Source organism: Thermogutta sp., assembly GCF_039793925.1.
In the GTDB taxonomy this organism is placed as follows: Bacteria; Planctomycetota; Planctomycetia; order Pirellulales; family Thermoguttaceae; genus Thermogutta.
Genome location: NZ_JBAMME010000011.1, coordinates 34,680 through 47,993 on the forward strand (window position 1 = coordinate 34,680; position 13,314 = coordinate 47,993).

Annotated in this window: 10 protein-coding genes; 7 read left to right on the plus strand and 3 right to left on the minus strand. The window is 56.0% G+C overall.

What is annotated here, in order from left to right; all coding sequences use genetic code 11:
• The first annotated feature begins 154 nt into the window (after nucleotides 1–154).
• From ABJK56_RS00530 to ABJK56_RS00545, 4 genes are all read left to right on the plus strand, one after another.
• Nucleotides 155–2,932: an ABC transporter permease subunit gene (locus ABJK56_RS00530; protein ID WP_347242715.1), complete on the plus strand. Its 2,778-nt coding sequence runs from the start codon at nucleotides 155–157 to the stop codon at nucleotides 2,930–2,932.
• Between the two features lie 51 nt (nucleotides 2,933–2,983).
• Nucleotides 2,984–4,741, plus strand: coding sequence for a phosphate ABC transporter permease PstA (gene pstA, locus ABJK56_RS00535; RefSeq protein WP_347242716.1), 1,758 nt, complete (start codon nucleotides 2,984–2,986; stop codon nucleotides 4,739–4,741).
• Nucleotides 4,742–4,884: 143 nt separating this feature from the next.
• Entirely contained in the window at nucleotides 4,885–5,853 is a 969-nt protein-coding gene (pstB, locus tag ABJK56_RS00540; protein WP_347242717.1) for a phosphate ABC transporter ATP-binding protein PstB, read from the plus strand.
• A 152-nt stretch (nucleotides 5,854–6,005) separates the two neighbouring features.
• Nucleotides 6,006–6,305: a hypothetical protein gene (locus ABJK56_RS00545; RefSeq protein WP_347242718.1), complete on the plus strand. Its 300-nt coding sequence runs from the start codon at nucleotides 6,006–6,008 to the stop codon at nucleotides 6,303–6,305.
• A gap of 153 nt (nucleotides 6,306–6,458) precedes the next feature.
• Here the strand turns inward: ABJK56_RS00545 and ABJK56_RS00550 are convergent, their stop codons facing one another.
• Entirely contained in the window at nucleotides 6,459–7,718 is a 1,260-nt protein-coding gene (locus tag ABJK56_RS00550; RefSeq protein ID WP_347242719.1) for a DegT/DnrJ/EryC1/StrS family aminotransferase, read from the minus strand.
• Between the two features lie 255 nt (nucleotides 7,719–7,973).
• On the opposite strand from ABJK56_RS00550, the gene ABJK56_RS00555 reads away from it, so the two are divergent.
• Nucleotides 7,974–9,734, plus strand: coding sequence for an ATP-binding protein (locus tag ABJK56_RS00555; RefSeq protein WP_347242720.1), 1,761 nt, complete (start codon nucleotides 7,974–7,976; stop codon nucleotides 9,732–9,734).
• Nucleotides 9,735–9,761: 27 nt separating this feature from the next.
• On the opposite strand, the gene ABJK56_RS00560 is transcribed toward ABJK56_RS00555, so the two are convergent.
• Nucleotides 9,762–10,217, minus strand: a complete 456-nt coding sequence (locus ABJK56_RS00560) for a hypothetical protein (RefSeq protein WP_347242721.1) — start codon at nucleotides 10,215–10,217, stop codon at nucleotides 9,762–9,764.
• Between ABJK56_RS00560 and ABJK56_RS00565 the strand changes: the two genes are divergently transcribed.
• Together ABJK56_RS00565 and ABJK56_RS00570 are read left to right on the plus strand one after the other, a co-directional pair.
• Entirely contained in the window at nucleotides 10,216–10,413 is a 198-nt protein-coding gene (locus ABJK56_RS00565; protein ID WP_347242722.1) for a hypothetical protein, read from the plus strand. The two genes, ABJK56_RS00560 and ABJK56_RS00565, sit on opposite strands and share 2 nt — an antisense overlap.
• Before the next feature lie 243 nt (nucleotides 10,414–10,656).
• Nucleotides 10,657–11,187 carry a helix-turn-helix transcriptional regulator gene (locus ABJK56_RS00570; RefSeq protein WP_347242723.1) on the plus strand — a complete coding sequence of 177 codons (531 nt, stop codon included), beginning with the start codon at nucleotides 10,657–10,659 and terminating at the stop codon, nucleotides 11,185–11,187.
• Nucleotides 11,188–11,298: 111 nt separating this feature from the next.
• Here ABJK56_RS00570 and ABJK56_RS00575 read toward each other — a convergent pair whose 3' ends face one another.
• Entirely contained in the window at nucleotides 11,299–13,059 is a 1,761-nt protein-coding gene (locus ABJK56_RS00575) for an NADPH-dependent assimilatory sulfite reductase hemoprotein subunit (RefSeq protein ID WP_347242724.1), read from the minus strand.
• Between the last annotated feature and the right edge of the window lie 255 nt (nucleotides 13,060–13,314).

Here is a 13,314-nt window from a genome sequence, read left to right on the forward strand (position 1 = left end):
AAGACGAATGTCGCATGCGTGGCAAAATCGGCATTGATACATAATGTAGATAATGACTGTGCTTTCCCAGGAGTTTAAATAGCGATATTACAAGACACGGACACAACAAACCCAATCATCGCAGGATGTATCATCTTGGCAAGCATGAGCGAGCATGATGGATAGTTCATCACGCCGAGGAACTCGCGTTATCCGCTGGATCGACCGAATTGCTGCATGGATTGTCACACTCGGGGGCATCAGCACAATCGTCGCCGTCCTGGGGGTTTTCGTATTCCTGGTCTGGACTGTCCTCCCCATGTTTCGCCCCGCGTCCTTGAGTCCTCGGGCAACTGTGCTGCTTATGGGGGAAACGCCAGCCACCGCCTCGAGCGTTGTGGAGACGGCCGGCGAGAGCCACAGTTCCCAGAATTCAAGCGACGCGCCCCGGAAAGACCAGGGGGACCAGACCAAACTCGAACCGTCCCCGGATGTGACCTCTTCAGAACCTCTGGTTTTCGGCTTGGATGAGTCCGTCTCAGTGCTCTGGGGCGTGTCTCGGACCGGCATCTTTTCGGTTTGGGAGCTCCAGTATGGACAGTTGGTCCATCAGATTCCCTTGGCAGAGTCGGCGAAAATCGTGTGCGTCGCGGTAGATGCTCCACGACGATCATTTGTGTTGGGAACGCAGGACGGTAAACTACTTTCGGGTAGTTTTACCATTCAAATAGGGAGTGTCCCTGAGGAGGATGTGCCGCCTCAGATAAAATCCCAATGGGCGCACCTCGCTGGTGGAAAACAAGTCGTCAGTAGGGAGGGTACCGTTTGGTGGCCTGCCGAAGGGAGTGTCTGGCGAAGCCTGCAGGTGTCGGTGTCGCGGGACGAGCCGGTCGTCGTAGGCGACCGAGCCGTGGTTCTGGTGGACTCTTCTTTCCGCGGCGAAACGCGACTTTTCGCTGCCCTTACTGAGGACGGAGTCCTCTATGTGGGGACATCAGAAAAGAAGCTCAATTTCCTGACCGGTGAAGAGACGCTGACATTTGCCGGGGGTTCTTTGCGATTGCAAGCGGAGCTAGGAGAAAAGTTCCCCGCGTATTTGTGCATGTCGGGGGTTGGCGATTCCGTTTACCTCCTGTGGCGAGATGGGCGGCTCCTCCGTGTTGATACCCGTATGGTGGATTCCCCGCAGGTCGCAGAAACACTTCGAGTCACCCACGGAAACGATACCGTTACAGCATTTGGTCAACTTATCGGAAAGAACAGCCTTCTCATTGGAACTCGCGAGGGTGACGTCTCGGCCTGGTTTCCCATTAAGCCAGAAAGCGCGAACACTCCGGATGGTGTTCAGCTTGTGCGCGGACATCTTTTTCGTAAAGGGCCGGCTGCAGCCGTGTGCTTCGGTCCGTCCCAGCGGAGTCGCCTGTTCTCCGTCGCGTACTCGGACGGAACGGTGAGGGTCTTTCACGCCACCAGCGAGCAACTCGTCGTAGAGGACAAATTTGCTCCACAGGGGACCGGACCAGCACTTCAAACCTTCGGGCAAAGTGGGGCTTTAAGCGATGTCGAAAAAATGTGGAAAACGGGCGCTCCCGCCGTGGTGATTGGTCCCAAGGAAGACGCCCTCATTGCCGTGGAAAAACACCAGGCCCGGCTTTGGCGCCTTGCCGCTCCCCACGCTGGTATTACGCTCCGTTCTGTCTTCGGACGGGTTTGGTATGAGGGGTATTCCAAACCGGAGTTTGTTTGGCAGTCATCGAGCGGTACAGACGATTTTGAACCCAAGTACAGCCTCACTCCGCTCATTTTCGGCACGGTGAAAGCCACTGCTTTCGCCCTTCTTTTTGCCGTACCACTGGCGCTTTTGGCGGCCGTTTATACCAGTGAGGTACTTCATAAAAGTGTGCGGGCATATATCAAGCCCAGCCTGGAACTGATGGCGGGACTACCCAGCGTGGTGCTCGGTTTTTTAGCGGCACTTGTGTTTGCTCCGTGGGTGGAAACTCGCCTTCCTCAGGTCCTTGCCGTGTTCTATACGGTACCATTTGCGCTGTTGCTTGGCGGACACCTCATTCGGGTCCTCCCGAGGTCCTGGCAGTTCGTGGTGTCGCGGTATCGCTTCTGGACGATCCTGGCGGCCTGCGCGGTGGGGGTGGCCCTGGCCAACTACGCGGGTCCCCTGGCCGAAAAGGCCTTCTTTCAAGGAGATATCAAGGCATGGCTGAACGGGAGGGTAGGAACCGGCGCCCCCGGCTGGGCGTTTGCATTATTGCCCCTCATGGGGGTGCTTGTCGCGGCTGCCCAGATCCTCTGGATTGAACCAACACTCGAAAGATTTCTGCCGCTTGCTTCCCACCGGCTTTGGGCATGGACCAAACTCGGTTTGTTTCTCTTCGGCGTCCTGGCGGCGTTCTTTGCCAGTTTTCTTCTGGGGTGGCTGCTCGTGAATATTCTCGGCCTCGATCCACGCGGATTGTTTCTCGGCACGTATGTCCAGCGGAATGCCTTCATCGTCGGCTTTGTGATGGGTTTTGCTATCATTCCCATCATCTACACAATAGCCGACGATGCCCTATCGGCCGTGCCCGATCACCTCCGTGCCGCTTCTCTTGGAGCGGGTGCGACGCCCTGGCAGACCGCTATCCGAGTGGTGATTCCGACTGCTATGAGTGGGCTTTTCTCGGCTCTTATGATCGGGCTGGGGCGTGCTGCCGGGGAAACGATGATCGTCCTGATGGCGGCGGGAAACACACCCATCATGGATTGGAACATATTCAGCGGCTTTCGAACGTTGTCGGCCAACATCGCGGTGGAATTGCCTGAGGCCGTCCAGTACAGCACACACTACCGTATGTTGTTCCTGGCCGGCCTGTGCCTTTTCGTCATCACATTCATCGTCAATACGGTTGCCGAGCTGGTGCGTCTCCGGTTCCGCAAGAAGGCATTTCAGTTGTGATATCAGAATCCAAGAGTCACACAAACCGCAACGGCTTAACGGTTCAAGACGATGACACAAGTTTTGATCCCAAGAAAAATACAGATTGCTCGTGAGCGGCCGGATTCCCGGGATAGCCCGGGGCGATTGCTTTCGGCTTATGCTGAGCCCTCCCTGTGGCTGACCGGTGGCGCGCTGGTCATCGCGCTCGCCATGATGTTCGGTCTGCTGGCTCTCATCCTGGTAGAGGGAACGCGGACTTTCTGGCCTCTGCGTGTCGTCCAGTGGGAGCAGCCAGATCTCGCGGTGATGGGCGAAATCACCCGCAAAGAATGGTTTCGTCCCGATCCTCAGTCCCTTCAAGGGATGCCGCCAGAACTCCGGAAATCTTTCGAAGACTACATGAACAAGCACGGGGGCTGGGTACTGCGGTATCTGGTAAGAACGGGTAACTACGAACTCACCAACGAGCATTTTCGATGGGTATCTGAACCTGAGACTCGGCTGGGTAAGACCACCTGGCCCCAGTGGGCTGTGGTGTTCGAGCGGGTAGCGTGGGGACGCTTTTATGGATTCCCCGTAGCGTTCCTGATCGACGGAAAGCCGCAAGCGACTACGCCATCGAATATTTGGGACAACTTCCTCCGCTGCCATCCTGAGGTTCGACGCCGGTTTCGGATGATCAGGCGGTTGGAAACTCGAGACCTTGGTGACATTAATCACGAGCTTGAAACGGCTCGTCTTCGCCTGCGAGCCGTAGAACTGGAAGAAGGTAAACAGTCCCTACGGTACCGCCGGTTGGAGACAATCCTGGCGCAGACAGAAAAGGAACTCCACCAACGTTACGACGCGGTACGGCAAGAGATTGATCAACTGCGTGCCGAAAATGCTCGGTATGCAATTCGGGTACGAACTGCCGATGGCCAGGAAAAAGACATAGCATTGGCCGACATTGTACGTGCCTATCCCGCGAACCAGCTCGACCTTTGGGCGCGTTGCCAGGTTTACCTCAGCCGCGTCTGGGAGTTTTTGACAGACGACCCGAGAGAGGCCAATAGCGAAGGGGGTATATTTCCGGCGATTTTTGGGACAGCTTTTCTCACTCTTTTGATGACAATCGCCGTAGTTCCCCTAGGTGTGCTGGCGGCTCTTTACTTACGGGAGTATGCCAAGGGCGGCGTGCTCGTCAGTGGTTTACGGATCGCCATCAATAATTTGGCGGGGGTGCCCAGCATTGTCTTCGGTGTGTTCGGTCTTGGATTTTTCTGCTACCTGGTGGGTGGATCGATTGATAGCGTTTTCTTTCGGGCCCGGCTTCCTAACCCAACGTTTGGGACTGGTGGAATCCTGTGGGCTTCGCTGACGCTTGCACTTCTCACATTGCCGGTGGTCATCGTGGCCACTGAAGAAGCACTGGCCGCGGTTCCTCGATCTGTTCGCGAGGGCTCGTACGCTTGTGGTGCGACGCGTTGGCAGACGTTGCGTCGGGTGGTTTTACCGCAAGCATTCCCTGGAATTCTCACAGGCACGATTCTGGCAATGGCCCGTGGTGCTGGAGAAGTCGCCCCGCTCATGCTGACCGGTGCCGTCAAACTGGCTCCGGAGTTGCCTATTGATCATCGCTTCCCGTACATCCATTTGCAGCGGAGTTTCATGCATCTGGGTTTCCATATTTATGACCTCGGTTTTCAAAGCCCCAACAGCGAGGCCGCCAAACCAATGGTATTTTCGACGACCCTGGTGCTGATTCTCCTTATTGTGGCACTGAACCTGTGGGCATTCGCGCTACGTGCCCGCTTGCGCCGTGCCGCTCAGGTCTTGCATTTATGATGGAGGTTGGGTTTACTATGTTGAGCTATCTACGAGCGTTTGTACCAGTAAACGCCAACGGGAAGCATGCGGCATTGCGACAGAAAAAAGACTCGAAACGGCCCAGCTCGGGTAGTGATTCGTTCATTCAGCGAATGTCTCCTATGGATTCCCATTCTGTGTCTCCGTCCACCGAAGCAACCTCAACTCCGCCTCGTTCGCCCGCTGAGACCCAGCAGTCCAAGTCCCCGGTGCACGCGAGCCGTGTCGGGAAACCGCCGTCTTTTGAAGAATCGCTCCTGCAGGGTGCTTCTCGCTTAGCAGCTATCGCCCGGGGTGAACCTTTTGAAAGCGAAATCCATCCACAGGTGCTTGCGGAGCCAGCCGTTCTTGAAATCGACCATTTCAGCCTCTGGTACGGGAAAAAACAAACCCTCTTCGACATTTGCATGAACATCCCGAGAGGAAAAGTGACCGCCATTATTGGTCCCAGCGGGTGTGGCAAATCCACCCTGATCCGCTGCATCAATCGCATGAACGATCTGATTGACGATGTGCACACGGAAGGTGATATCCGGCTGGATGGGGTTTCGGTATTCGACCCCACGGTGGATGCGACCCAAATTCGCAAGCGGGCAGGGATGGTGTTTCAGAAGCCCAATCCTTTTCCGATGAGCATTTTTGAAAACGTCGTCTATCCGTTGCGGATTCAGGGAATCCGAAATCGGCAGTACCTTCAGGAACAATGCGAGCGTTGCCTCCGCGCAGCAGCGCTTTGGGACGAGGTGAAGGACCATCTCAATCAGAATGCCCTCCAGCTTTCAGGTGGGCAGCAGCAACGCCTATGTATCGCCCGAGCGTTGGCAGGCAACCCTGAAGTGCTGTTACTGGATGAGCCCTGTTCGGCCCTCGACCCCATCGCGACGAACAAAATTGAAGATCTCATTCGAGAACTCGCCGGTGAATATACAGTCGTCATCGTGACTCACAATATGCAGCAGGCGGCCCGGGTGAGTGACTACACGGCTCTGCTCTATTTGGGTCGTCTGATCGAATATGGCCCAACCCCGGACATCTTCAGCGCCCCGAGGCTGCCGGAAACCGAGGCGTATGTAACAGGACGTTTTGGATGAAGTTCATCCCCATTCGAGGGCGTCAAGCCCCCTTCGAGCGGAAAGATTCCCAAGCACCAAATTGGCAAAACCAGTGTGCCGGTCTACAATCGAAAAGTGTGGTTCTCGCGCGAAGCACTGACAGGTAGTCAAATAAAAAATGAGGAGCAAGCGTGATGGGCTTGTGGCTGGCAGTTTTGAATCTTGGAGAGAGCTTGCTCATCGCTGAAGAGGCGAGCGGGGGAGGCAGCCCGGCCTGGGCACCGGGGTACCTGGTGGTTATCCTGGCCACAGTCTTCGTGATGATGATTGCTCTGGCGCCCAGTCGAAGATCGGACAAGGTTAAGGGACTTGAGTTTAAAGGAACATCTTGGGGCAAAGTCGTGACTTCCGAAACGGAAAAGAAGAAGGCTCCGGAAGGCCCTCCGCCCGGTGTGTTTGCACCGGCGCAGATGGCGAAAAAACGGGGATAATCCGCCTGGCAATCGCTTCCTGCTAACGAGTGGGCCGCCTTTGCAGTTGCTTCAGGCCACACGGGCCAGCTTCAGCGTGATTTCGCGGCTTGGGGTGGAGGAAGTCTCATTGTGGTCTGAACTGTCCGTTCACCGTATTCCCCGAAGCCACCGTTACCGGCCAGTCGGGTGCGTTTCCGTCACCGGTTGAGACGTTCTTTCCAGAAATTTGGGCGGCCCAACCCGGAATGTATGGGATTGTCCACCCAGAAAACGAGCGATCGCCCCAACCACCGCCCGCTGTTCTTCCTCCGTCAGACCCGGAAAAATTGGGAGGGCAAGTACCTCTCGGCTAGCCAGAAACGTTTCTGGCAGGTCGGTAGGAGCGTAACCCAGGAATTGGAAGCATTCCTGCTCGTGCAGACCAAGCGGGTAATAGATTTCCGTTCCTATTCCTTGGTCCTGGAGATACCTGCGGAGAGCGTCTCGCCGTCCGTTGCGTATCCGAATAACGTATTGATTCCACACGTGGCGCCCTTCGACGGTCATTTCGGGCAAAACAATGTGCCGTTCCAAGCCGGCTTCCAAAAAAAGCGCCGTGTAACGTCGGGCGATTTCCTGGCGACGGGCCACCCACTCTTCCAAATGACGAAATTTGACCAACAGGGCCGCCGCCTGGAAGGCGTCCATCCGACTGTTGATCCCAATCATGCGATGATAATATCGCGGATGCATTCCATGAACACGGAGAATCCGAAGCTGCTCGCTGAGCTGGCTGTCGTTGGTGGTCAACATTCCGCCGTCGCCCATCCCGCCCAGATTCTTGGTGGGATAGAAGCTCAGACATCCAATCCGCCCCAGCGATCCAACACGTCTTCCGCAGTACTCCGCGCCGATGGACTGGGCGGCGTCCTCCACGACGGTGATCCCGAAGCGTTCCGCTAGCTCCAGAATCGGCCTCATATCGGCCGCCTGACCAAAAAGATGGACAGGAATGATGGCTTTCGTATTCTTTCTGATAAGCCGGGCCACGTGGTCAGGCGATATGTTGTACGATCGCGGATCGATATCGGCGAAGACCGGCTTGGCCCCAAGCCGAGTGACGGCGCTGGCGGTCGCGAAAAATGTAAAACTGGGGACGATCACTTCGTCTCCCGGCCCGATATTGAGAGCCATCAGCGCAAGCAACAGGGCATCACTGCCCGAAGCACAGGCTATGGCGTGCCGGCAATGGCAGTATTCTGCAAGGAGCTGTTCGAGGTTTTCCACCTCGGGTCCGAGAACAAAAACGCCAGAATCGACGACCCTCGCCAGTGCTGCCACAATTTCATCCCGCAGAGGCGCCTGGGTACGACCGAGATCAAGAAACGGAACCGCAACCTGTGGGCGTGACGACGCTTCCGTCCTCTCCATTGGCCAAGGAGTTGGTGCCATGTGATTCCCTTCTTCGATCACCCTCCGTGGTTGTCTCTCCAGATGTGCTGGCATCCGTCCACTTGGACGCACCGTAAGCCATAGCGTAGATTGATCAAGTGAAAACAGTCAAGATCAATTTGCAGGGAATGACGACATCGGAATGCGTATTTGCGGGCGTCGGCTGGGGATTTTGTCCAGTTAACCGATCAAATAATCGACAAGACCGGTGAGTTAAACCTCGCCCATAGAGACGGCTATTGGGGAACCGCAATCATGTCGAGGGTATTTCGATTGAGATTGCCTGTTGTCCTGCTTCTTTTTTGGACTGTCACAACTGTGCCCATTGTTTTGCTTTGGTTGCTCACAGTCTTCGCCACACATGAGCAGCTTACAAACACGTGGATCGAAGAACGGGCACACTATCTCGCCCGGGCTATTCTCACGGACGATGTTGGCAAACAGATGCCAAACCCTCAGGCCCTCACCAATGTCCTGCGTCAAAAGGCCGGCGTCTTAGAACTCCAGATTGCAATTTTCGACGAAGGCGGACGCACGCTGGCCGCAACAACGCCGCTATTGGATCATGCCACTGCAGAACTGCCAGAGGTCCAATTGTGCCGGAGATCAGGACGCCCGGTGGTCCGGTGGATGGAGGCTCGGTCGGGCGACCATCTCCGCTGGATCGCTGCTTTCCCAATGAGCCAACTTTCTTCTCCCGCGGTGTTATGGCTCGAGCAGGAAATTCCCCTGAGCTCGTCAGCTCTGTCCAGCACGATTCTCTGGAGTGGCTTGCGAACCATCGGCTTGGGCAGCGTCCTGGGTGCCGTAGCATGGCTAATCGCCGGGGAATGGCTCAGCAGAACGATCGGTCGGTTCTCGCCCGACCGGCTGGCGCAGAATTGTAGCACATCCCTGCCGCCGTGGTGTCCGCTGGAAATTGCCCACCTGGTACAACAGTGGAATGAATACGCGGTCCATCGCGAAAACGACCGTCAAACGCTTCGCCAAATCCAAATGGAGTTCGAGGCCGTTCTGGACCATCTTTTGGACGGCATTCTGATTCTTGATCGATCGGGCAGGGGACAGAAGTGGAACCGCCAGGCGGCTCGACTCCTTCGGTTCCCGCCTCAGTTGTCCCCCGGCCAACTCGTTCTGTCCGAACGGATTAGACACCCCGCCTTTTCACCGTGGTGGGAGCAGGTGCTTTCCGGAGAAGCTCCAGCACCGCTTCGCATTTCTCACGAATCCCCTGAACAGCATCTGGAACTGCGAGCTGCACCGTTTCCCGTGGACGGCGTCGGGGAGATGCATTACCTCGTGGTCATTCGGGATATCACGCGGACTGAGGTGCTCGACCGGGTGCGTCGAGACTTCGTCGCCAACGTGAGTCACGAATTGAAAACTCCCCTGACCACTATGAGAGGCTTTCTGGAAACGTTACTCGAGGGCGCGATAGAAGAGCCGGAGCAAGCCCGGCATTTCACCCAGATCGTCTTGGAACAGACCGAGCGGCTGGAGCGAATTGTGGACGATCTTCTGGTTCTCACGCGACTGGACAGTGACAGGGATCAACCGGTTGAACGCCAGAATGTGAAGGCCAGTGCCCTGATACAAGGCGCGCTGGACCAGTGTCAGCTTGCTGCGGAAAGAAAAAACATGACATTGAAGACGGAAGTTTCCGTGGACCCAAACCTGAACGTGAATCCCCGCCTGTTCCAGATGGCGATCGTCAATCTCATCGACAATGCGATCAAGTACAGCGATCCCGGAAAAACAATCACCCTGCGTGTGGAAATGCAAGAAGAGGAGATCCTGTTTTCTGTGGCCGACGAGGGATGGGGTATCGAAAGCCGGCACCTTCCCCGCATCTTTGAGCGCTTCTATCGCGTGGATCCCGGGAGAAGCCGTGAACTTGGCGGAACGGGGCTGGGCCTGTCCATCGTCAAACACGTGGCTCAGGTCCACGGAGGATATGTGACGGTCACAAGCGAAGTCGGCCGGGGAAGCACTTTCACCATCCACCTGCCCAAATGAGGAGCGGTAGAAATCCGGGAAGTCGAATCACGCAGGGGGAGTTTTCTCCTCGTCCTCCCTCTCTGCCTCAGCTATCCTGGCCTGGTGCCTCTGTTCCCACCATTCTGCAACAGTGATTCCCGTCACCAGGATGGCCCCGACAATAGCAACCAGGATGACCAGATCCCACAGCCCGCGCCAGATTCTCTCGTGTTCAATAAAGTCTCTCTCGAACCGCGGCATCGGCCCGTCAACCCCGGTACGGAGGACACGGAAATAATCGTAGGCCGCTGCGGGGGGAACCTTGTGGAGGTTCGGGAGTGAGGGCATGCTTCTGTAAAGGTAGAGCATACCGAGGACCGCCAGGAGAATGAGACCAAGGCCCAGCCACCGAAAGCCGGTAACCCAACTCGTCAGAGGACTGTAGGCAACCTGCTGCCCCGCTGCGCCATCTGCGCTTGCGATTTCCCTCCGCGAAAGTTCTCCCCAGGAAGGCACAGTCATGGAACGCCCACATTCGCAAACAACCATGGTTCCCGACTGGCCCGCCGAAACGGGGATTTTCCGACCGCACTCGCAAGCGATTTCGTACTGTCTGTTCATGGCCCTATATTTTCTGGGGGCAAATTGTCATAATTTCAAGAAAGATGCAGATATTGCGTACTTCTCCACAGGCCTTTCGCGAATTGGCCAGGCCTGACCAGTGCGGCCGGCAAGCCCTGCATAAAAAATTTGTCTTTTATCGAGTATAAATCGTTCAGGTGGTCCGGTACACACTTTGGTGTACGAAGAAACCTGGGACTGAGCGAAGGCGGGGTGGCCTCGGTTCACTGACATTCGTCCGTTTATGTTGCGAAGGTGAAGTGAGAAGAATTACCATGGTAGTGCACATTCTTATGATACATTTCGGCGGGGCGCAGCGTCTGTGGGAGGAGTTGTAAAAATGGACAATTTACTCGGCGACAACCTGCGGCGCCTCATGTCTCAGCTCGGCCTTACCATCAATGAGGTCGCAGAACGCACGAAATTGGACAAACGAACAATCCGAGGAATCCTGGAGGGTAGCAAACGGCCCCATCCTCGGACAATCGGGCAACTAGCCCAAGGACTGGGAGTCCCCGTTGACGAACTCTTTATCGACCCGACACGCCTGCTTTATCGCCGCTTCGATCGCCAAACGAACCCCATTGTGGAACGCGTCATCCAGGCCCACCCTGAACTCTTTCAGGACTGGACAACCGCTGAATTCGAAGAGCTGTACAGTCGATTCGGCACGGGAGGAGCACTCACCGAGGAAGGGGTCATTGCTGTAGCTAAAAAAACCAACCGACGGCGTGACCTGGAGCGGAAGCTGGCCATCCTGCTGGAAACCAATCAGGCTGAAGTCATTGAGGGAATCATTAATCTGCTCTACGAAAAGGTGCGTGCTCATCCCACGTCATCTGTGGGATCATCACCCCACCAGCCCACATAGAGCAATTACTCTTCCGACCCAGCCTGGTGCTCGGGGGTGTTGAAAGAGCACGCCCACTGTCCCCGATATCGAGCTGATGACGTGCACTTGCCTGCCGATCCAAAATTACTGTCAGCAAGTCTCGGTCTCTATTGCCTCGGTGCTCATAACGGGTTGACGACCATTTCCGGCACACATTTCGCGCAGTCTGTGGATTCCTATCCTGTGGCAGAAATCCCCCAGTGTTTCCCCATTTTGCCGTTGCTGAGCAAATAACTCGAGCACTGGTTTGAGAGTGGGGATTATTTCGGCAAGCGGAACGGTGTCGAGGTACAGCTCCCCAAGTCGATCGCCCAGCAGGCGCCCGCCTAAGTAGATCGCGTACTTGTTGACCGTTCGCCCTACTAGCCCAATATCGGCGTTGTACGGCCGGGCGCATCCGTTGGGGCAACCAGTCATGCGCACGGTAAAGCGCTCGTTCTGAAGCCCCAACCGTGCCAGCTCGACCTCCAATTGGTCGATCAGTCCTGGGAGAACACGCTCGCTTTCCGTGACCGCCAGCGGGCAGGTCGGCAGGGCCACACAGGCCATCGACCAACGCCTGACCTCCGAGATTTCTTCGCTCAACGGCACCCCGTGCTCCCGCAGGATCCCTTCCAGTTCCGGGCGAACATTTTCCGGGAGGTCACAAAACAGAATGCTTTGATGGGCTGTGAAGCGAATTCCCGGCTGGAATCTCCGGCAGATTTCTCGAATGGCACTCTTCAACCGAAATCCGTCGCGGTCCAGAATCCGCCCGTTCTCCACATTCAACCCGTAGAACCACTTGCCGTCGCCCTGATCGTGCCAGCCAAGGTGGTCATCAAAACCACGGACATTCACCGGCAAAGGATCTCGGATGGACCGACCGTAATATTGCTCCAGGGTTTGGCGAAACCAATCGATACCCCGGTCGGCGATCAAGTACTTGAGGCGTGCCCGTTTCCGGTCGCCTCGCTCACCAAAATCCCGGAAAATTTTCACCACCGCTTCGGCGACAGGGATGACCTCCTCCTTACCAATGAAACCCACCGGTTTGGCAAGGGCCGGGAAAGTGTTCTTATTGCTGGGGGTGACCCCAAGTGAACCTCCTGCCAGCACATTGAAGCCAGCAACCCGGCCATCCTCAACGATAGCAACAAACCCGAGGTCGTTCGCATAAACATCGACACAGTTATCATCCAACAATCCGAAGGCTATCTTGAATTTGCGGGGAAGATAAGTTTTGCCATAGATCGGCTCCACTTCCTCAGGATCGGCCTGGTCGCCGACAAGTTCCTTCTGCTGAGTCTCCGGATCGGTCAACCAGATCTGATGGTACGCGGGTGTACGGGGCAGCAGATGTCGGGTCACAGCCCGGGCCAGCTCCTGAAGTTCTTCGCGAACCCCATCGTGGCGCAAGGGAGCTGGGCAGCAGATGACATTTCGGACCACGTCTCCGCAGGCACCCAACGTGGTCATCTGAACCTCATTGACGCGCCGAATAGCCTCGCGCAGATTCCGCTTCAGAACTCCGTGAAGCTGAAGATCCTGCCGGTCTGTGATGCGCGCCGTAGTGTTGCCCAGTTCGTCGCACAGATCGAGCTGCGCGAGCAACTGTTGCCAGGTGAGTACACCACCCGGCACTTTCACGCGCACCATCATGATGTACGTTTTGCCCTCTCGCCGCTTGTCGCGGTCATCCTGCTGATAAGTGCCGTGATGCTTGAGGACCTGAAGCGCCTTCTCGCTGAATGCGGGCTGGTCGTTGTTAACTTCCTCAGCCAATATGTTATAGAGAAACTGGCTGGCCTCCTTGACTTCCTCAACACCACTCCGTTTGCGTTCAAGCTTTTGATGGGCCGATTCAGTCATATCCTATGGATCCTTTTGGCTCGATGTGTCTTAACCCGGGTTACACTAGAACCCTCCTAAAAACAATCGTCACTAATATGACAACTTTACTGCATCATTATATATCCTGGGCGATGCGATTGGCAACCCCAAAATTGCACCGACTCCGGAACAAAAAGTCTACCTAGTTTATCTAATTTAGCAGTCTCTCTACCACTCTCCAGGGGAATAGGGGGTTCGGGGCCGGCCAGGAGTTCTTCTGAACCAGTGGTATCC